The organism is Prevotella sp. E13-27 (assembly GCF_023217965.1).
In the GTDB taxonomy this organism is placed as follows: Bacteria; Bacteroidota; Bacteroidia; order Bacteroidales; family Bacteroidaceae; genus Prevotella.
Genome location: NZ_JALPSC010000002.1, coordinates 688666 through 710269 on the forward strand (window position 1 = coordinate 688666; position 21604 = coordinate 710269).

Below are 21604 nucleotides of genomic sequence, written 5' to 3' on the forward strand. Positions count from 1 at the left end.
AGTTTTATCTGAATGAATCAGTCAATAGCTTTATCTCCACCTTGGGAGCGATGCGCTCGTATAGGATGTTATACACAGCGTCGAGTATTGGCATGTTCACATGATGATGCTTGTTGATGTCTTTCATGCATTTCGTTCCGAAGTAGCCCTCGGCTATCATCTCCATCTCCATCTGTGCAGACTTGACAGAGTAGCCTTTGCCAATCATCGTGCCGAAAACGCGGTTGCGCGAGAAATTGGAATAGCCCGTCACAAGCAGGTCGCCAAGATATACGGAGTCATAGACGTTGCGCTCGATGGGATAGACGGTACGCAGGAAGCGGTCCATCTCCTGAACGGCGTTGGCCATGAGGACAGCCTGGAAGTTGTCTCCGAACTTAAGGCCGGAGCAGATGCCTGCCGCGATGGCATAAACATTTTTCAGGACGGAAGAGTATTCTATTCCGATAACGTCGGTAGATGTCTTTGTCTTGATGAAGTTGCTTGTGAGCACATCGGCAAAAGCCTGGGCTTTCTCCTGATCGGCACAGCCTACAGTGAGATAGCTGAGACGCTCGAGTGCCACCTCCTCAGCATGGGAGGGACCGCCAAGACAGGCAAGGTTCTCGTAGGGGATGTCGAACATCTGGTGGAAATACTCCGAGCAGACCAGGTTCTCGTCAGGAACGATGCCCTTGATGGCTGTTATGACGAACTTGTCCTTTAGACGGCTCTTCAGACGCTTGAGATGATTCTTCAGATAGGGCGACGGCACTACGAACACCAGAGTGTCATAGATCTGTACTATCCTGTTCAGGTCGCTGTCAAAGAATATCTCGTCGGTGTTGAAGTGAACGCTCGTCAAATAGCTCGGATTGTGACCCATGCGACGAAACTCTTCTATCTGGTCATCTCGCCTCATATACCATCCTATGTGGTGGGTGTGTCCCACCACAATCTTGGCAATGGCTGTAGCCCAGCTACCTCCGCCAATGATGGCTATCTTTCCGCAATTATACATTATTGTGCTTTGTCAATCCAATTCTGAACTTCCTCTACTGAAGGCTTCTGTAGCTCGAGCTTGAATTTCTTTACTATCTCACCAATCTTCTGCTGAAGACCCTGAGCCTTTTCATCCTTTATGTCCTGAATGAGGTGGAAGCCTGCCTTGCGCAACACATAGACCCAGTCTTCGGCTACTCCCACTTCGGCCCACTCCTGAACAGAGCTCTGAGGAGCTTTCTTCTCGGGCTTCATCTGTGGGAAGAAGAGTACTTCCTGAATATATGTCTTGCCTGTCATGAGCATGACCAGACGGTCTATGCCGATGCCTATGCCTGATGTTGGAGGCATGCCGTACTGAAGTGCGCGCAGGAAGTCCTGGTCGATAATCATTGCTTCGTCGTCGCCCTTGTCGGCAAGTCGCATCTGCTCCTTGAAGCGCTCTTCCTGATCAATAGGGTCGTTGAGCTCTGAGTAAGCGTTGGCAAGCTCCTTGCCGTTTACCATCAGCTCGAAACGCTCTGTCAGTCCGGGCTTCGAACGGTGCATCTTTGTCAGTGGCGACATCTCTACAGGATAGTCGGTGATGAATGTAGGCTGTATGAATGTGCCTTCGCAGAACTCTCCGAACAGCTCGTCGATGAGCTTACCCTTGCCCATGGTCTCGTCAACCTCCATGCCCTTCTCCTTGCAGAACGCACGAATCTCTTCCTCGCTCTTGCCGTTGCAGTCGAAGCCGGTCTTCTCCTTGATGGCGTCGAGGATAGGCAGACGGCGATAGGGAGCCTTGAACGACACTATCTTTCCGTCAATCTCGCGCTCGGGCTTGCCGTTGACAGCAATACAGATGGTCTCAAGAAGCTTCTCGGTGAACGACATCATCCAGTTGTAGTCCTTGTACTGAACGTAAAGCTCCATACAGGTGAACTCTGGGTTGTGGTTGCGGTCCATGCCTTCGTTGCGGAAGTTCTTGCCAATCTCATAGACACCCTCGAATCCGCCTACGATAAGACGCTTCAGATACAGCTCTGTTGCTATGCGCATGAACATATCTTGATTAAGGGCATTGAAGTGGGTCATAAACGGACGCGCACTTGCACCGCCGGCGATAGACTGAAGGGTAGGGGTCTCCACCTCTGTGTAGCCAGCCTCGTCGAGCACACGGCGAAGTGTGCGAATTACTGTTGCACGCTGCAGGAAGGTGTCTTTCACACCATCGTTAACCACAAGGTCAACATAGCGCTGGCGGTAACGCAGCTCAGGATCGTCGAACTTGTCGTAGGCAACACCATCCTTGTATTTCACGATAGGCAGTGGCTTCAGCGATTTGGAAAGAAGTGAGAGCTCCTTTGCATGAACGGAAATCTCGCCAGTCTGAGTGCGGAACACGAAACCTTTCACGCCAATGAAGTCGCCAATGTCCATCAGCTTCTTGAATACTACATTATAAAGGTCCTTGTTCTCTTCAGGACAGATATCGTCGCGAGTGATGTAAACCTGAATACGACCCTTTGAGTCCTGCAACTCAACGAATGAAGCCTTACCCATGACACGGCGGCTCATCATACGGCCTGCAATGCATACCTCACGTGGCTCTGCATCGTCCTGGAAGTTATCTCTTATTTCAGTAGAAAATGCATTCGTGGGATATTCTGCTGCAGGATATGGGTCAATGCCCATATTGCGCAACTCGTCAAGTGATTGTCTGCGTAAAATCTCTTGTTCGCTTAATTCTAATACGTTCATGTTCCTTTTTAATAATAAATATATGTAATTTGTTTGCAAAGTTAGTTTAATTATGGTAAAATGCCAAATTTTTTTCAAATTTTTGAATTAAACATACCTCCTAAGTACTTTAAAGAGGTTAAAAAACGAAAAATGCATATTTTCTGTGATAAATTTTTCACATTTTTCTTGTAAATGTGCCGAAAACAAACTAACTTTGCAACATTTGAAATTAAGAACTAAAATTATAACTAATTTATTGTTAATCGTAAATACTATTTTTTTATGAGTCAAAAGAGAGTTTACCTGTTCGGCAACGGTAAGGCTGAAGGTAATGCAAAAATGCGTGAGGAACTCGGTGGCAAGGGTGCTAACCTTGCGGAAATGAATCACATCGGTGTTCCCGTTCCTCCAGGTTTCACAATCACAACAGATTGCTGTAATGAATACTATCAGGTAGGTCAGCAGAAGATTATGGAGCTGCTGAACGACGACGTGATGGCAGCTGTAAAGCACATCGAGGGTCTGATGAACTGCAAGTTTGGCGATGCTGCCAATCCTCTGCTCGTCAGCGTACGTTCAGGTGCCCGCGCTTCTATGCCTGGTATGATGGATACCATTCTGAACCTTGGTCTTAACGACGAGGTTGCAGAGGGAATGGCAAAGAAGACCAACAATCCTCACTTCGTTTACGACTCTTACCGTCGTTTCGTTCAGATGTACGGTGACGTGGTTCTCGAAATGAAGCCCGTTAACAAGACCGACATCGACCCATTTGAGGAGATTATCGAGAAGGTTAAGGCTGAGCGCGGCGTTAAGCTGGATAAGGACCTCAGCGTTGATGAGTTGAAGAAGCTCGTTGTTCTGTTCAAGGCTGCCATCAAGGAGCGCACAGGCAAGGACTTCCCCAACGATCCAATCGAGCAGCTGTGGGGCGCTATCTGCGCTGTGTTCCGTTCTTGGATGAACGAGCGCGCTATCCTCTATCGTAAGATGGAAGGAATACCTGACGAGTGGGGTACAGCCGTATCAGTTATGGCAATGGTATTCGGTAACATGGGTGACACCTCTGCTACTGGCGTATGCTTCAGCCGTGATGCTGCTAATGGTGAGAACCTCTTCAACGGTGAGTACCTTGTAAATGCACAGGGTGAGGACGTTGTTGCAGGTATCCGCACACCTCAGCAGATTACAAAGATCGGTTCTCAGCGTTGGGCTGAGCGTGCCGGCATCAGCGAGGAAGAGCGCGTTGCTAAGTATCCTTCTATGGAAGAGGCAATGCCTGAGATCTATGCTCAGCTGAACGGCATTCAGGAGAAGCTCGAGGAGCACTATCGTGACATGCAGGATATGGAGTTCACCGTTCAGGAGGGCAAGCTCTGGTTCCTCCAGACACGTAACGGTAAGCGCACAGGTGCTGCTATGGTTAAGATTGCCATCGACCTGCTCCACGAGGGTAAGATTGATGAGAAGACTGCTATCCTGCGCTGCGAGCCCAACAAGCTCGACGAGTTGCTGCACCCCGTATTCGACAAGAAGGCCCTGTCAAAGGCCAAGGTCATCGCTCAGGGTCTGCCCGCATCTCCCGGTGCTGCCTGTGGTCAGATCGTGTTCCACGCTGACGACGCAGAGGCTTGGCACAACGATGGTCACAAGGTGGTGCTCGTTCGTATTGAAACCTCACCTGAGGACCTCGCTGGTATGGCTTCTGCAGAAGGCATCCTCACAGCACGTGGCGGTATGACTTCTCACGCTGCCGTTGTTGCTCGTGGTATGGGTAAGTGCTGCGTTTCTGGCGTAGGCTCACTCAACGTTAGCTACAAGGACAAGACTGTTGAGATTGACGGCGTTGTATATAAGGAGGGTGACTACATCTCTCTGAACGGTACAACAGGTCAGGTTTATGCAGGCGAAGTTCCAACAAAGGCTGCTGAGCTTTCAGGCGACTTCAAGGAGCTCATGGACCTCTGCGACAAGTACACCAAGCTGCAGGTTCGCACCAATGCTGATACTCCACACGATGCACAGGTAGCTCGCGCTTTCGGTGCTAAGGGTATCGGTCTGACACGTACTGAGCACATGTTCTTCGAGGATAAGAAGATTATTGCTATGCGTGAGATGATTCTCTCTGACAGCCTCGCTGGACGTGAGAAGGCTCTTGCTAAGCTGCTGCCTTATCAGAAGGCCGACTTCAAGGGCATCCTCGAGGCTATGGACGGTCTGCCCGTGAACATCCGTCTGCTCGATCCCCCTCTCCACGAGTTCGTTCCCCACGATCTGGCTGGTCAGGAGACCATGGCCAAGGAGATGGGCGTCAGCCTGGAGACCATCCAGCGCCGCGTAGCTTCTCTTGCTGAGAACAACCCAATGCTTGGTCACCGCGGTTGCCGTCTGGGCATCACCTTCCCTGAGATCACAGCTATGCAGACACGCGCCATCCTCGGTGCTGCTTGCGAACTGAAGAAGGAAGGCAAGAACCCAATGCCAGAAATCATGGTTCCTCTGATTGGTACTCTCTATGAGCTGAAGCAGCAGAAGGAAGTTATCCAGAGCACAGCTAAGGAGGTATTCGCAGCTGAGGGCATCGAGGTAGAGTTCGAGATTGGTACAATGATTGAGATTCCACGTGCTGCCCTGACTGCTGACCGCATCGCTACAGAGGCTCAGTACTTCTCATTCGGTACTAACGACCTGACACAGATGACATTCGGTTACAGCCGTGACGATATCGCATCGTTCCTGCCTGTATATCTCGACAAGAAGATCCTGAAGGTTGACCCATTCCAGGTACTCGACCAGAAGGGTGTTGGTAAGCTCATTAAGTACGCCGTTAAGGCCGGTCGCGAGGTTCGTCCAGAGCTGCGTTGCGGTATCTGCGGTGAGCACGGTGGTGAGCCCAGCTCAGTTAAGTTCTGCGCTAAGATTGGCATGAACTACGCTTCTTGTTCTCCATTCCGCGTGCCCATCGCACGTCTGGCTGCCGCACAGGCTGCTGTTGAGGAGTAAGAAGATTATTCCATATGAATGAAATAGTGAGCGTAACTCTATGCGTAATAGTAAGTTACGCTCACTTTTTGGATTTTACCATAAAGAATTCATTTTAAACAATAATTAGACAACCATGAACATTAAGTATCTAGGTATCTTGGTAGCAGCGGCATTGCTTACTACAAGCCCCGCTGGAGCAAAAGAGAAAAAAGAGAAGAAAGAGAAAGCAAAGACTGAACAGAAGGCTGAAAAGAAGTCTGACAAGAAAGACGAGAAGAAGGCTGAGAAGAAAAAGGAGCCGAAGTATTTCAGCCTTTTCAAGAAGAAAAAGGCACAGCCCAAAGCTGCTCCAAAGGTTGAGAAGCCAGATGTTGACCGCAAGGGTCTCTTCCATGTGACCAAGGTTAAAAACGACTGGTTCTTCCAGATTCCCGACAGTCTTATCGGACGTCAGTTCCTCACAACCACACGATTCACCAGCACACCGGCTCAGAGCGGCATTTTCGGTGGTGAGCAGGTGAACGAACAGACTGTTTATTTCCAGAAGGGTGTTGACGACCAGCTCCTCCTGCGTGCAAACCTTATTATTAATGTAGCCGACAGCGTAGATAAGATTAGTCGTGCCATCACCATCAGCAATGAGAATCCTATCATTGCCTCATTCAAGATTGAGAGTCATAAAGACAGCATATATAAGATTAAGGTAAACTCGTTCTTCAATCAGGACAATCCTGCTATCGCTCTGCCTCAGTATGTGAAGAGACAGTTTGAACTGCAGGGAATGCTGGGCGACATGAGCTATATCGAGGATATCAAGTCGTTCCCAATGAACACCGAGGTGCGCACTGTTAAGACCTATGCCTCAAACAGTCGTTCGCTGCCTTCATCGTCATATACAGGTAAGGTGACCTTCGGACTCAACGTTAGCTTTGTGCTGCTGCCTGAGAAGCCAATGATGCGCAGATATTATGACCCTCGCGTAGGCTTCTTCGTGGACCGTTTCAACAGCTATACTGACGACCAGCAGCGCGTAGAGAGCAAGACGTTCATCACTCGCTGGCGTCTGGAGCCACGTCCAGAGGATGTGGAGAAGATGCGCAACGGCGAGCTCGTTGAGCCACAGAAGCCAATTGTCTATTACATTGACCCTGCAACACCAAAGCAGTGGCGCAAATATCTCATCATGGGTGTGGAAGACTGGCAGAAGGCTTTCGAGAAGGCTGGCTTCAAGAACGCCATCCAGGCTCGCGAATGGCCTGAGAACGACAGCACCATGAGCATGGAGGATGCACGCTTCAGCTGTATTCGCTATCTGGCAAGCCCAATAGCTAACGCCTATGGACCAAATGTTCACGACCCTCGTACAGGTGAGATTATCGAGAGCCACATCTGCTGGTACCACAACGTTATGTCGCTGGTTCACGACTGGTATATGGTTCAGGCAAGCTCTATCGACGAGGCAGCACAGAAGATGAACTACGATGAGGAACTTATGGGACAGCTCATCCGTTTCGTTAGCTCTCACGAGGTGGGCCATACTCTCGGTCTGCGTCACAACTTCGGAAGCTCAAGCACCGTGCCTGTTGACAGCCTTCGTAACAAGGCATGGGTAGAGGCCCACGGTCACACACCAAGTATCATGGACTATGCCCGTTTCAACTATGTGGCTCAGCCTGAGGACAACATCAGTCGCGACGGCATCTTCCCACGCATAGGCGACTATGACATGTGGGCTATCACATGGGGCTACAAGCCAATGTTCGATGCTAAGGACGAGCTGCAAGACCACAAGATGCTCGAGCCAATGGTGCTCGAGTCTCTGAAGAACCGCCGTCTGTGGTGGGGCGATGGAGAAGGGGAGCGCAGAGATCCTCGTCGTCAGACTGAAGACCTTGGCGACGACCCTGTTAAGGCCAGCTATTATGGCATTGAGAACCTTAAGCGTCTGATAAAGAAGCTGCCTGAATATACTAAGGATGACGAGAAGGACATCTACGGCAATGACGTAGCTTCAATGTACAGTGAGGTTCTCAATCAGTTTTATCGCTACTGCGGACACGTGGCTCGCAACATCGGTGGCTATCTGGTAGATGTCAAGACTCAGGGCATGGAAGGCAACGTCTATGAGCCACAGCCTGTGGCCAAGCAGAAGGCAGCCATAAAGTTCCTTGACGAGCAGCTGTTGCACGAGCCCATGTGGCTTCGTGATGTGAACTATGCAAAGCGCATCACTACCGATCCTCAGACCATGACGAAATCTATTGGCGAGGCTGCTGTCTCAACAATGATGAGCCGTCTGCTGGAGCTCAATGAACTCTATACTCCGCAGCAGTATCTTAATGACCTCAGCAAGCTGGTGTTCAGCGAGCTTGACAGCAACAGCAAGGTGACACCTTACCGCATGGCTCTGCATAACAGCATGCTTTCTTATCTGAAACGCTTCTTTAACTATGGCAATGATAAGATTCAGCCTGCCGTGCTCTACACTCTTCAGCAGCTGCAGAAGAAGGCAAAGACAGCGTCAACAGCTGCTCCCGATGCCGACAGCCGTGCTCACTATGCAAATATCTACGACCAGATAGGTCGTCAGCTTGTGTGGAAATAAGATAGTAATACATCCCATTAGAACAATAAAAGGTTGGCGCTTCCTTGTGAGGTGCCAATCTTTTTTATTTATATTGCCATTTGTTTTGTTTGTTCAAATTAAATGATTATCTTTGCCGAATTATTGGTAAAGTCATAACGACGATGCAACGCTACTAAATAATTAAAATTACGATAAATGAAGAAAACTATCCTGCTGTCAACAGCATTCGCTTTGTTCTTGGCGCTGTCGCCAAACAAGGCTTATTCGAGCAACAACAACGATGCCCTTATGGAAGTAAACAACACCGAACAGGCTCCTCAGTCTGAGGCGAAAGCCATAGGCAAGATGTTTACCGACCTTGTGATTAATGGCTCCGATGGGCGCAAACACCGACTGAGCGAGTGGTGTGGCAAGGGCAACTATGTGCTCATAGACTTCTGGGCAAGCTGGTGCGGACCCTGTCGCAGGGAGATGCCCAACGTGGTGAGATGCTACGAGGCATATCACAAGAAAGGCTTCGAGGTTATAGGCATCTCTTTCGATAACAACAAGGCAGCGTGGCTTGAGGCTATAAAGGAACTTAACATGCCGTGGATTCATCTTAGCGACCTGGCAGGGTGGAAGAGTGTAGGGGCTTCAACCTACGGCATCAGGAGCATTCCCTCAAACATACTTCTCGACAAGAATGGAAAAATCATTGCTGTTGACCTTCGCGGCTATGCTCTTGACGAACAATTAGAAAAAATATTCAATAAATAACTAATTCTCTCCTATATCGACAAAAAAATGCAAACGTTTTAGCAAGATTTTGCAATCTCTGCTTTGCAATTCGAAAAATTGTTATTACTTTTGCAGCGTTTTAAAACAAATCACTATTTCTAGGTATATATAGGTTTTTCATTTTATACATTTATTTAACAAAATGGCTAAAGAAAAGAAATTTATCACCTGTGATGGTAACGAGGCTGCGGCTCACGTGAGTTACATGTTCTCGGAGGTAGCTGCTATCTACCCCATCACCCCGTCTTCGCCTATGGCGGAGCATGTTGACGAGTGGGCCGCCCGTGGTCGTAAGAACCTCTGGGGCCAGACCGTCAGTGTTCAGGAAATGCAGTCAGAGGCTGGTGCAGCCGGTGCTGTTCACGGTTCTCTGCAGGCTGGTGCCCTCACCACTACATTCACCGCTTCTCAGGGTCTGCTCCTGATGATTCCTAACATGTACAAGATTGCCGGTGAGCTGATTCCTTGCGTATTCGACGTTTCTGCCCGTACGCTGGCTTCACACTCTCTCTGTATCTTCGGTGACCACCAGGACGTGATGGCTTGCCGTCAGACTGGTTTCGCTATGCTCTGCGAGGGCTCTGTACAGGAGGTAATGGATATGACCGCCGCCGCTCACCTGGCTTCTCTCGAGACCTGTGTACCTTTCGTTAACTTCTTCGACGGTTTCCGCACCTCTCACGAGTATCACAAGATTGAACTGCTCGACCAGGAGGATGTTCGTCCTCTTGTTAAGGAAGAGTACATCAAGCGTTTCCGCGATCGTGCTATGAGCCCTGAGCGTCCTATCACTCGTGGTACCGCTGAGAACCCCGAGACTTTCTTCACACACCGTGAGGCTTGCAATCCTTACTACGATGCAGTGCCCGAGGTTGTTGAGAAGTATCTGGGCGAGCTCTCTAAGATCACAGGTCGTGAGTATCACCTCTTCTCTTACTACGGAGCTGAGGATGCTGACCGCATGATTATCCTGATGGGTTCTGCTACCGATGCTGCCCGTGAGGCTATCGACTATCTGAACGCTAACGGTCAGAAGGTTGGTATGATTTCTGTTCACTTGTATCGTCCGTTCTCTGTGAAGCACCTGCTGGCAGCCGTTCCTAAGACTGTTAAGAAGATTGCCGTATTGGATCGTACCAAGGAGCCCGGTGCTAACGGCGAGCCTCTGTATCTCGACGTGAAGGATGCCTTCTTCGATGTTCAGGATCGTCCTGTTATCGTTGGTGGCCGCTACGGTCTTGGTTCTCACGACACCACTCCCGCTCAGATCATCAGCGTGTTCAACAACCTCGCTATGCCCGAGCCCAAGAACCACTTCACTATCGGTATCGTAGACGATGTGACCTTTACCTCTCTGCCTGAGGTTGAGGAGATTGCTCTCGGTGGTAAGGGTATGTTCCAGGCTAAGTTCTATGGTCTGGGTGCCGATGGTACCGTTGGTGCTAACAAGAACAGCGTAAAAATTATTGGTGACAACACCGACAAGTACTGCCAGGCTTACTTCTCTTACGACTCTAAGAAGTCGGGAGGTTTCACCTGCTCTCACCTGCGTTTCGGTGATACACCTATCCGCTCTACCTATCTGGTAACTACACCTAACTTCGTAGCTTGCCACGTTCAGGCTTACCTCCACATGTACGACGTTACACGTGGTTTGCAGAAGAACGGTCAGTTCCTGCTGAACACCATCTTCGACGCCGACGAGCTCGAGAAGTTCATGCCTAACAAGGTAAAGCGCTACTTCGCACAGAACAACATCACTGTTTATACCATCAACGCTACTAAGATTGCACAGGAGATTGGTCTGGGTAACCGTACCAACACCATCCTCCAGTCTGCATTCTTCCGTATCACCGGCGTTATCCCCGTAGAGCTCGCTGTTGAGAAGATGAAGGCTGCTGCCTTGAAGTCTTACGGAGCTAAGGGTCAGGACGTTGTTGATAAGAACTATGCCGCTATCGATCGTGGTGGTGAGTATGTTCAGCTGACTGTTAAGCCTGAGTGGGCAAACCTGGCTGACGACGCAGAGAAGCAGGACGATGCACCCGCATTCGTTAAGGAGCTCGTTCGTCCTATCAACGCTCAGGCCGGTGACCTGCTGAAGGTTTCTGACTTCGTGAAGCACGGCACCGTCGACGGTTCTTGGGAGGTTGGTACAGCCGCTTACGAGAAGCGTGGTGTTGAGGCCTTCGTTCCCGTTTGGAACAAGGAGAACTGTATCCAGTGTAACCAGTGTGCTTACATCTGTCCTCACGCTGCTATCCGTCCATTCGTCCTCGACGAGAACGAGCTGAAGGGCTTCGCAGCTGCTGCGGATACTCTCGAGATGAAGGCTCCTGCCGCTATGAAGGGCATGCACTTCCGCATCGAGACTTCAGTACTCGACTGTCTGGGTTGCGGTAACTGTGCTGATATCTGCCCAGGCAATCCTAAGACTGGCAAGGCTCTTACCATGGCTCCATTCAATCCTGATGCTGCCGATATGGTTCAGGAGGCTAAGAACTGGGAGTACCTGGTTAAGAATGTTAAGTCTAAGCAGAACCTCGTTGACATCAAGAGCAATGTTAAGAACTCACAGTTCGCTCAGCCTCTGTTCGAGTTCTCTGGCGCTTGCTCTGGTTGCGGTGAGACTCCTTATGTGAAGCTGATCAGCCAGCTGTTCGGTGATCGTCAGATGATTGCCAACGCTACCGGTTGTTCTTCTATCTACTCTGCTTCTATTCCTTCTACACCTTATACTAAGAACGAGAAGGGTCAGGGTCCTGTATTCAACAACTCACTGTTCGAGGACTTCTGCGAGTTCGGTCTCGGTATGGCTCTTGGTAACAAGAAGATGAAGGAGCGCGTAGCTAAGCTGCTCGCTGAGGCTTGCGAGAAGTGCGATGTTACTCCCGAATACAAGGCTCTCGCAGAGGAGTGGATTGCCAACAAGGACGATGCCGACAAGACCAAGGAGATTGCTCCGAAGCTGCGTGCTGAAATCGCTGCTTGCGCTGCCAAGGGTTGCGAAATCTGCAAGGAACTGCAGACCCTCGACCACTACCTCGTCAAGCGCAGCCAGTGGATTATCGGTGGCGACGGTGCTTCTTATGATATCGGTTACGGCGGTCTCGACCACGTCATCGCTTCTGGTGAGGACGTCAACATCCTCGTGCTCGATACTGAGGTTTATTCTAACACCGGTGGTCAGGCCTCTAAGGCTACTCCTCTTGGTGCTATCGCTCAGTTCGCTGCTCAGGGTAAGCGCATCCGCAAGAAGGATCTGGGTATGATTGCTACCACCTACGGTTATGTATACGTAGCTCAGATCGCTATGGGCGCCGACCACGCACAGACCCTCAAGGCTATCCGCGAGGCTGAGGCTTGGCACGGACCTTCCATCATCATCGCCTACGCTCCCTGTATCAACCACGGCTTGAAGGCCAAGGGCGGTATGGGTAAGAGCCAGGCTGAGGAGAAGAAGGCTGTTGAGTGCGGTTACTGGCACCTGTGGCGCTACAACCCCGCTCTGGCCGAGGAAGGCAAGAATCCGTTCAGCCTCGACTCTAAGGAGCCGAACTGGGCTAACTTCCACGACTTCCTGCTGGGCGAGGTTCGCTACCTGTCAGTGAAGAAGGCTTATCCTAACGAGGCCGAGGAGCTGTTCGCTGAGGCACAGAAGATGGCTCAGATTCGCTACAAGAGCTATATCCGTAAGGCAGCTGAAGATTGGTCTGAGTGAGCGTAATGCCAAGCTTGCTTGAGCATTACCGAACGTACGAGCAGTCATGATGTAGTCATAACTGGGAAGATTAAGAAAAAAGTGTGGTCAGGAGTTTTGCTCCTGACACACCTGCCATACAAGAAAAGAGCGGCGCGTCCATTATGGATGCGCCGCTTTTCTTTACATCATAGTCATGCAACTCTGCACTCCCAAGCTTGTCGCTATCGCGGTAAGTATCGCCGCAATTGTCTGCAAAATAAATTTCCACGTTTCGTTCTTCATATTTTTTTATTTGTCAAGAATTAGAGAGTCTGCCACGAGGTGAGAAGTAATATTATAAAAGTATGGTCAAGGTTTCAAAGCCTTGACCATACTTATATGAGTATAGTTGATTGGAATCAGAGTTCGTCGCTGGTTATACCTTTGGGCAACTGACGGCAGTTGTAGCCAGAGGCCATGATTTCGCCGTAGGCACCCGCAGAACGTATAGCTATTAGGTCGCCACGATGGGTCTCGTTAAGGTCGATCTGCTTGGCAAATACATCGGTTGACTCACAGATTGGACCAACAACATCGTAAGACTCAGTGGCGCTATCACTTGACAGGTTTTCAATCTTGTGATAAGCCTGATAGAGAGCAGGACGGATGAGGTCAGTAAAGCCAGCATCAACAATACAGAACTTCTTAAACGCACCTTCCTTTATATATAATGTTCGCGTGATGAGAGAACCACATTGAGCAACGACGGCGCGACCAAGCTCGAAGTGAAGGCTTTGACCTGTACGCAGCTTTAATGTGCGGGCAAAGGTGTCGAAATAGGACTTGAAATCGGCTATGGGCAAACGGTTGGGGTGCTCGTAATCTACACCAAGACCTCCGCCTACGTTTATGTGCTCAACTGTGATGCGATGACGCTCGAGCTCATCCTGAAGCTCGTTGACACGGTTGCAGAGTGCCTTGAAGTCATTCATGTCGAGTATCTGGCTACCAATATGGAAATGGAGTCCAACGACTTGAATGTTCTGAAGACAGGTGGCGTGTTCTATGACAGGAACCATATCACGCATGGCAATGCCAAACTTATTCTCAGCCAAGCCCGTGGTTATATTGGCATGGGTATGAGCACCGACATTGGGATTCAGACGGAAGGCTACGCGAGCAGTCTTACCTTTCTGATGTGCCAGTTGGTTGATGACTTCCAGTTCGGGAATGCTCTCAACATTGAAGCAGAAGATGTTATTGTCAAGTCCAAGGTTTATCTCCCAATCGCTTTTGCCGACACCAGCATATACTATCTTCGAGGCGGGAAAGCCAGCACGAATGCATGCTTCAATCTCACCTCCGCTGACACAGTCGGCACCAAAACCTGCATTGCGGATGATGCGCAGCAGCGAGGGATTTGCATTGGCCTTGACAGCATAGTGAACATGCCAGTTTTCATGACGTTCCACCTCGTCGTTGATGGTCTGCAGAGTCTTGCGAAGCAAATCTGCATCATAGTAGTAGAACGGTGTCCTGATGCTCTGGAATCGCTCTAAAGGAAACTGTCCTTTCATATCTATTTGGGTTTTTAACTAATTTAGTTTTGTGTGTTGTTATAATACGAATATCGTATTCAAAGTTTGTTTTACGACCACGAATTAAATGAATTCTACGAATACTCGTATGGTTATTAATTCGTGGTCGCTAAACTATTTTTATCTTATACTATTTGAACAGCGTGTCGCTGAGTGACTGTAGGGCGCGACGCTTATCTTCCTCACGGATGAGGAATGAGATGTTGTAGTTCGAACCTCCGTAGGAAATCATTCTCACGGGGATGTTCTTCATTGCCTCGAGCACTTTTGTTTCGAAACCGATGTTTGACCAGTCGAGGTCACCAACAACACAGATTACGCACATGCCGGTATCTACTGTTACAGTACCGTATTTCTTCAGTTCATCAACAATCTCGCCAAGATGAGCAGAGTTGTCGATAGACATAGATACGCCAACCTCTGATGTGCAGACCATGTCAATGGGTGTCTGATAGCTCTCGAAAATCTCGAACACTTTTCTGAGGAAACCTGTGGCGAGAAGCATGCGAGATGACTTGATCTTGATGGCGATGATGTTGTCCTTAGCAGCAACAGCCTTAATCTTTCCATACTCAGTGGTATTGGAGATTGTGGTTCCCTCAGCCTCTGGATCCATGGTGTTAAGCAAACGTACTGGTATGCCTGCATACTTTGCTGGCTGAACACAGGTTGGGTGGAGGATCTTTGCTCCGAAGTAAGCGAGCTCAGCAGCCTCTTCGAAGTGGAGCTGATGGACAGGCTCTGTCTTGTCAACAACGCGTGGGTCGTTGTTGTGCATGCCGTCGATGTCGGTCCATATCTGAATCTCCTCTGCGCTGATAGCTGCGCCGATGAGTGATGCTGTGTAGTCGCTACCTCCACGCTGCAGGTTATCTACCTCGCCATAGGCATTGCGGCAGATGAAGCCCTGAGTGATATATACCTGGTGCTGGCCAATCTGATCCATGATAGCACCAAGTTTCTCCTTGATATAGATAGGATCGGGCTCGGCATTCTTGTCAGTACGCATAAAGTCAAGGGCATTGACAAGTACAGCATCGATGCCCTGCTCGCGCATATAGTTGACAACCATGTTTGTTGATATCATTTCGCCCTGTGCCACGATGCTCTTCTCTTCGAACGAGGTGAAGAGCTCCTTGGTGAATGAGCGCAGATACTGGAATTCCTCGCGCAGGAAATCGGCTGTCTGCTGCTTTAACTCAGCGTTAGCATAGAGCTCATCCAGATGGCGCAGATATTTCTGCTCCAGACGGTTGATAACCTCGTTGGCACCATCGGGATTCTTCTTGTAGAGATAGTCGGAAATCTCGACAAGAGAGTTAGTAGTGCCTGACATGGCTGAAAGTACTACAAAAACGGGCTCACCTGACTTGGTGACCAGTGAGGTCACTTCTTTCATTCTTTGTGGCGATCCTACAGAGGTACCACCAAACTTCATCACTTTCATAGTCGTACTATTATTATATTTGTTGTTTTCTTTATTGACAGTTAATATTAAGACTCGAGAATCATAATTGGTTCGTCGTTGCTTTCCTGAACAGGTTCTTCTTCAAGATTTTCTTCAATCTGCATCTTGTTATAGTCGCTGGTCATTTCCTCTATGCGACCATCAACACAGCGATACACGATGCCTGGGAACTCTTCGAGCAGAGGCATGTTGTGGGTTGACATGATGACAGCCGTACCTGTTTGAGCTATGTGACGCAGAATCTCCATGATGGTGTGTGCTGTCTCAGGGTCGAGGTTGCCCATGGGTTCGTCGGCCACAATCATTTTTGGACTATTGAGGAGGGCACGGGCAATGGCTACACGCTGCTGCTCACCTCCAGACAGCTCATGAGGCATGCAATTCATCTTTGACTTCATACCTACGAGTTCAAGCACTTCAGTAATGCGCGCATCGACATCAGCTTTCTTCCAGCCTGTGGCACGAAGCACGAATCGCAGATTCTTATAGATTGTTCTATCGGTAAGAAGCTGAAAGTCCTGAAAGATGATACCCATCTGTCGACGCAAGGCAGGTATATGCTTGCGACGTAGGGTAGTGAGGTCTGTGTCTAGCACCATTGCTGTATCAGCTTCTTTGACATCGAGCTCGAAGTAGAGTGTCTTCAAGAGTGAGCTCTTGCCTGAACCAACACGTCCTATGAGATAGACGAACTCGCCTTCATCAACCTTGAAGTCAACATCGGAGAGTATTTTTGAACCGTCCTGCTGATATATGTTTACGTTTTTATATTCAACTAACATGTCATTATTGCCTTTTAAAGATAATGATTAATCCATTGTGCCAGCAGCCTTTGCCTTGCGACGTTGGGCATCCCAGTTAGGGTCGTGGCGGCGATGAAGCTCTTCTGCCAGTTGCTCTATGCGAAGACCTTTACTTGTAAGAAGCACCATGAGATGATAGAGCATGTCGGCACCTTCGTAGATGAGATGCTCGTTGTCGCCATTTGTGGCTTCTATGACGGTCTCAAGGGCTTCTTCGCCCAATTTCTGAGCCATCTTGTTAACACCATCGCGGAACAGTTTTGTGGTATAGCTGCCCTCGGGCATCTCAGTGTGACGCTTGTCAATGAAGTCCTGAAGCTCGGAAAGGAATGAAATGGCACTCAAGCCATTGTTCTCCTCACCCCAGCAGGTGTCTGTGCCTGTGTGACAGGTAGGTCCGTCAGGAGTAGCGCGTACAAGTAATGTGTCGTGGTCGCAGTCGGACTTTATACTTACAAGATGAAGGAAGTTACACGAGGTCTCGCCCTTAGTCCAAAGGCAGTTCCTTGAGCGGCTCCAGAATGTCACTTTGCCTGTGGCGAGGGTCTTCTGATAAGCCTCTTCATTCATATAGCCAAGCATCAGCACGTTGCGTGTGTTGGCATCTTGTATTATTGCCGGCACGAGTCCGTCACATTTTTTGAAATCTATTTCCATAGTTGTATTTTGACTGTTTCGCTATTTACTATTTCATATGTTTACAATCTCACATTTATGCCTTCATCAAGCAGGTATTGCTTTAGCTCTGGGATGAGTATCTCTCCGAAATGGAAGACGCTTGCTGCCAGTGCTGCGTCGGCTTTTCCTTTAATGAACGTGTCGCGGAAGTGCTCTTTACTCCCTGCGCCGCCACTTGCAATAATTGGTATAGAGAGCTTGTCGGCTAACTTGCTTATGGCTTCGTTTGCATAGCCAGTCTTAACGCCATCGTGATTCATGCTCGTGAAGAGTATCTCGCCAGCACCTCGCTCCTGTGCTTCATAAGCCCACTGGAACAGGTCGAGTTCAGTACGTTCGCGTCCGCCTTTCAGATAGCAATGCCATGGGGTATGGAGTGGATCGTTTTCGTCATCCATCCTTGCGTCGATGGCGCATACACATACTTGTGAGCCGAAATGCTTGGCAATCTCGTCGATAAGTTCCGGATGACGTATGGCAGCGCTGTTGATGCTCACCTTGTCGGCTCCAGCATATAGGAGTCGCTCAACATCGCTCAGCTCGTTGATGCCACCGCCCACGGTGAATGGTATGTTAATAGCTTTTGCCACACGTGACACCATGTCGGTGAACGTCTTGCGCTCCTCAAACGATGCTGTGATGTCAAGGAACACCAGCTCGTCGGCACCAGCATCGCTGTAGGCTTTACCCAGTTCAACAGGGTCGCCAGCTCTACGCAGGTTGACGAAGTTTGTTCCTTTAACTGTTTCTCCGTTTTTTACGTCCAGACAAGGTATGATTCGCTTTGCTAAACTCATGGTTATATGTTGTGTTCAGATGCTTTAATATTTTGCTCAGATACGTTCAATTGTCTCTTTAAGCTCTATCAGGTCAATCTTTCCTTCATAGATGGCTTTGCCAAAGACTACTGCAGGAATGCCATCTTGCTGAAGAGCAACGATATCTGATATGGAGCTGACACCGCCGCTTGCTATCAGGTGAAGGTCGGGATATGCCGCCATCACTTCCTTGTATAACTGGTTAGCTGGTCCGGCAAGTGTTCCGTCTTTGGAAATCTCTGTACAGAGAACATTCTTCACACCCATATCGACATACTGTTTAAGGAATGGGAGTAATGACATCTTTGAATCCTCAAGCCATCCGTTAATGCTTATGAACCCGTTTCTTACGTCTGCTCCAAGAATAATCCTGTCTGAGCCATATTTCTTCAGCCAAGATTCAAAAAGCGAAGGATTGCTCACGGCTATTGAACCCACGGTAACCATAGAAGCACCACAATTGAACGCCTGTTCTATATCTTCGTCAGTCTTAATGCCACCGCCGAAATCGACTATTAGACTGGTCTCTGTCGTTATGGCTTTGAGTGCATCGCTGTTAACTATATGCTTTGACTTAGCTCCATCAAGGTCAACGACATGAAGACGGGTATAGCCTAAACGCTCGAAGTTCTTTGCTATCTCGACAGGCGAGTCACTATAGACCGTCTTTGCGTCATAGTCGCCCTTGATCAAGCGCACGCACTGGCCGTTTATTATGTCAATAGCGGGTATAAGTTCTATCTTCGTAGTCATTTCCTTTTCTCCTTTATCAGCTTGTTCTTTTCTCCTTTGATAGCTTATTCTTGAGTTATCAACTATTCGTTACTGAGCTATTGATAAGAAGTTCTTCAGTATCTGCTCTCCAACACTTCCGCTCTTCTCTGGATGGAACTGCGTTGCAAAGAAATTATCTTTATGAATAGCTGCGGAATAGGGCGTGATATAGTCTGCTGTTGCGATGGTCTCCTTGCAGAGTGGCACATAATAGCTGTGTACGAAATAGACATACTTGTCTTCTATGCCATTCATCAAAGCTGATTTCGTGTCATATAGCTTGTTCCAGCCCATGCATGGCACTTTGTCTTCATGACGAGTAGGGCAGAAACGCTTCACCTCAGTATCAAAGATACCGATGCAGGCAACATCGCCTTCTTCAGAATGTTTGCATAGTAGTTGCTGACCTACACAAATGCCTAAGACTGGCTGACATAGTGAACGTATTACCTCGTCAAGATTTCTTGCGCGAAGATACTCCATGGCACTACGAGCTTCGCCCTGACCAGGGAAAATCACACAGTCTGCGCTTTTCAGTTGTTCTGCATCATCAGTAAGCAATGGCTCCACACCTAAACGGTTGAATGCGTTGATGACTGAGCAGATGTTGCCAGCATTATATTTGACTATTGCAATATTCATTTTAGCTGAAGATGATGGTCTTATTCTTGTAAGTGAGAATCTTTCTTTGTATGTGCTTTGAGACAGCTCGTGAGAGCACAATCTTTTCCAGATCCTTACCTTTAAGCACGAGACTCTCAGGCGTGTCCTTATGTGTTATGCGTGCCACGTCTTGCTCTATGATTGGACCTGCGTCGAGTTCTGCTGTTACATAGTGACTCGTGGCACCGATAATCTTCACTCCGCGTTCCCATGCCTGATGGTAGGGCTTTGCTCCAACGAAAGCTGGAAGGAACGAGTGGTGAATGTTGATGATATGGTGTGGATAGGCAGCTATCATGTCGTCACTTATTATCTGCATGTATCTTGCAAGTACGATGAATGTTACTTTCTCCTTCTTCAGAAGGTCCATCTCTGCCTGTTCCACTTCAGCCTTATTTGAATGGTCTTTCTTTATGCTCCATACATGATATGGAATGCCGAACTGCTCAGCTACATAACGCAAGTCCTCGTGGTTAGAGACAATGCAGGGTATGTCAACATCGTACTCTCCGGCTTTCCATCTTGCAAGCAGATCATAAAGACAGTGGCTCATCTTGCTGACGAAGATTGCCATACGAGGACGCTGGTCGCTGAAATAAAGGTTGAACTCCATCTGATAACGCTGTGCATAGAGCGTCTTTATGTATTCGTTAATCTTTTCTCGTGGAATAAGAAAACCATCAAGTTCCCATTGTATACGCATGAAAAACATACCATCCTGATGGTCAACATATTGGTCAAGGTCAACGATGTTACCTTGGTTATCCGTGATAAATTTTGTAACTTCTGATATAATGCCTTGCTGATCTGGGCAATGCAGAAGAAGAATAGCTGTTGGCTTCATTCCTTATATGTTATTTTATTAAGTCTATTTCAACGTGCAAAATTACATAAATAATTCGAGTTTATTGTCCTTTATAGTGAAAAATGCATTTTTTTTTCGATAAAAGAAACAAAAACGTATAAACAACACGTTTAAATACACTAAGAAACAAGTTTCACGAGTTTTACGTCTTTTTCTAATACTTGTACCAAGTATAGCCAGATAGCGTAAAACCCGTGAAAATTGTTTTGAATGAAATGGTTATCAGTTGTTTACCGTTCCACCAACAATATCAAGAAGCTCGCTCGTGATTGCCTGTTGACGGCTCTTGTTGTATTGCAGGTTCAGCTGACGCAACAACTCATCAGCATTATCTGTAGCAGTCTGCATGGCCACCATGCGTGCTGCATGCTCAGAAGCCACGTTGTCGAGTAGGGCCGTGTAGAGCATCAGATGTCCCATCTTCGGTATGAGCTGCGACAGAACAGTATGCATGTCTGGCTCAACTATGAAGTTGTCGTTCAGAGGCTTAACCTCATTTTCGTTCACCTCGCGTTTGCGACCGTGTTGCTTCAGATAGTCCATTGCCTTCTTCGTGACAACGTTCGAACTAAGGTCGCGCTCATGATCGCTGTTCAGTTCGCTCTCGATGTCAATGGGAAGGAAAGTCTTGTGTGTAAGAACCTGTGAACCAGCACTTTTGAAGTGGTGATAAATAAGCTCTACTTTGTCAATCTCTCCTTTAGCGAAACGCTCTCCCAGTTCCATGGCCAGGTCGATGCATTGCTTCACATTGGGATGGTCAACCAGATCGGCCAAGTCGCACTTTACGATGCAGCCCATTTTGCGAGCTTTCTCAGCCACCTTGCGCCCTATAGGATAGACCTCAACATTGTCCTTGCCTAACTCAGCGGAAAGAGCCTCTGTTGCTTTGGTCATAGTCTTGATGACATTCGCATTAAAGCCGCCGCAGAGTGAAGAATTGCTGGAGAAAACAACTAACGCAACTCGCTTGACAGGACGCTCCTGATCATAGATGGTCTGTGCCTCAGCCTCTGCTGCCAAGAACGATTTCAAGATGTGCTCCAGCATCGTCTCATATGGCAGCATATTCTGTATAGCCACCTGAGCATGATGTAGCTTAGAGCTTGCCACCATTTTCATCGCGCTCGTAATCTTGCGCGTTGAATTTACAGAGGCTATACGTCCTTTAATCTCTTTCAGACTTGGCATAGG

15 protein-coding genes and 1 pseudogene are annotated in these 21604 nt (G+C 48.4%); 4 read left to right on the forward strand and 12 right to left on the reverse strand.

What is annotated here, in order from left to right; translation table 11 throughout:
* Positions 1–4: 4 nt before the first annotated feature.
* Both M1L52_RS11845 and lysS read right to left on the reverse strand, forming a co-directional pair.
* On the reverse strand, positions 5–1000 hold the full coding sequence (locus M1L52_RS11845; RefSeq protein ID WP_248615213.1) for an NAD(P)H-dependent glycerol-3-phosphate dehydrogenase: 996 nt from the start codon (positions 998–1000) through the stop codon (positions 5–7).
* Entirely contained in the window at positions 1000–2727 is a 1728-nt protein-coding gene (gene lysS / locus M1L52_RS11850) for a lysine--tRNA ligase (protein ID WP_248615214.1), read from the reverse strand. The genes M1L52_RS11845 and lysS overlap by 1 nt, the downstream gene beginning before the upstream one ends.
* 264 nt (positions 2728–2991) lie before the next feature.
* Between lysS and ppdK the strand changes: the two genes are divergently transcribed.
* The 4 genes from ppdK (at position 2992) to nifJ (ending at position 12782) form a co-directional block, all read left to right on the forward strand.
* Positions 2992–5712, forward strand: coding sequence for a pyruvate, phosphate dikinase (gene ppdK / locus M1L52_RS11855; RefSeq protein ID WP_248615215.1), 2721 nt, complete (start codon positions 2992–2994; stop codon positions 5710–5712).
* A 115-nt stretch (positions 5713–5827) separates the two neighbouring features.
* A complete protein-coding gene (locus M1L52_RS11860; RefSeq protein WP_248615216.1) occupies positions 5828–8299 on the forward strand; it encodes a zinc-dependent metalloprotease in 2472 nt (823 codons plus the stop codon).
* A gap of 177 nt (positions 8300–8476) precedes the next feature.
* A complete protein-coding gene (locus M1L52_RS11865; protein ID WP_248615217.1) occupies positions 8477–9040 on the forward strand; it encodes a TlpA family protein disulfide reductase in 564 nt (187 codons plus the stop codon).
* A 163-nt stretch (positions 9041–9203) separates the two neighbouring features.
* Positions 9204–12782, forward strand: coding sequence for a pyruvate:ferredoxin (flavodoxin) oxidoreductase (gene nifJ, locus M1L52_RS11870; RefSeq protein ID WP_248615218.1), 3579 nt, complete (start codon positions 9204–9206; stop codon positions 12780–12782).
* A gap of 162 nt (positions 12783–12944) precedes the next feature.
* On the opposite strand, the gene M1L52_RS11875 is transcribed toward nifJ, so the two are convergent.
* From M1L52_RS11875 to M1L52_RS11920, 10 genes and pseudogenes are all read right to left on the reverse strand, one after another.
* Positions 12945–13046: a smalltalk protein gene (locus M1L52_RS11875; protein WP_248615219.1), complete on the reverse strand. Its 102-nt coding sequence runs from the start codon at positions 13044–13046 to the stop codon at positions 12945–12947.
* 116 nt (positions 13047–13162) lie between these two features.
* A complete protein-coding gene (gene lysA, locus M1L52_RS11880) occupies positions 13163–14320 on the reverse strand; it encodes a diaminopimelate decarboxylase (RefSeq protein WP_248615220.1) in 1158 nt (385 codons plus the stop codon).
* A gap of 151 nt (positions 14321–14471) precedes the next feature.
* Complete coding sequence (locus M1L52_RS11885; RefSeq protein WP_248615221.1) at positions 14472–15788, reverse strand: aspartate kinase; 1317 nt, start codon at positions 15786–15788, stop codon at positions 14472–14474.
* Positions 15789–15835: 47 nt separating this feature from the next.
* Positions 15836–16591, reverse strand: a complete 756-nt coding sequence (locus M1L52_RS11890) for a cell division ATP-binding protein FtsE (protein WP_248615222.1) — start codon at positions 16589–16591, stop codon at positions 15836–15838.
* Positions 16592–16618: 27 nt separating this feature from the next.
* A pseudogene (hisIE, locus tag M1L52_RS11895) lies at positions 16619–17272 on the reverse strand (bifunctional phosphoribosyl-AMP cyclohydrolase/phosphoribosyl-ATP diphosphatase HisIE); the annotation flags it as partial.
* Between the two features lie 38 nt (positions 17273–17310).
* Entirely contained in the window at positions 17311–18087 is a 777-nt protein-coding gene (gene hisF / locus M1L52_RS11900) for an imidazole glycerol phosphate synthase subunit HisF (protein ID WP_248615224.1), read from the reverse strand.
* A 36-nt stretch (positions 18088–18123) separates the two neighbouring features.
* A complete protein-coding gene (gene hisA, locus M1L52_RS11905) occupies positions 18124–18861 on the reverse strand; it encodes a 1-(5-phosphoribosyl)-5-[(5-phosphoribosylamino)methylideneamino]imidazole-4-carboxamide isomerase (RefSeq protein WP_248615225.1) in 738 nt (245 codons plus the stop codon).
* 69 nt (positions 18862–18930) lie between these two features.
* A complete protein-coding gene (hisH, locus tag M1L52_RS11910) occupies positions 18931–19524 on the reverse strand; it encodes an imidazole glycerol phosphate synthase subunit HisH (RefSeq protein WP_248615226.1) in 594 nt (197 codons plus the stop codon).
* Position 19525: 1 nt separating this feature from the next.
* Complete coding sequence (gene purU, locus M1L52_RS11915) at positions 19526–20389, reverse strand: formyltetrahydrofolate deformylase (RefSeq protein WP_248615227.1); 864 nt, start codon at positions 20387–20389, stop codon at positions 19526–19528.
* Positions 20390–20632: 243 nt separating this feature from the next.
* On the reverse strand, positions 20633–21601 hold the full coding sequence (locus M1L52_RS11920; RefSeq protein ID WP_248615228.1) for a F0F1 ATP synthase subunit gamma: 969 nt from the start codon (positions 21599–21601) through the stop codon (positions 20633–20635).
* Between the last annotated feature and the right edge of the window lie 3 nt (positions 21602–21604).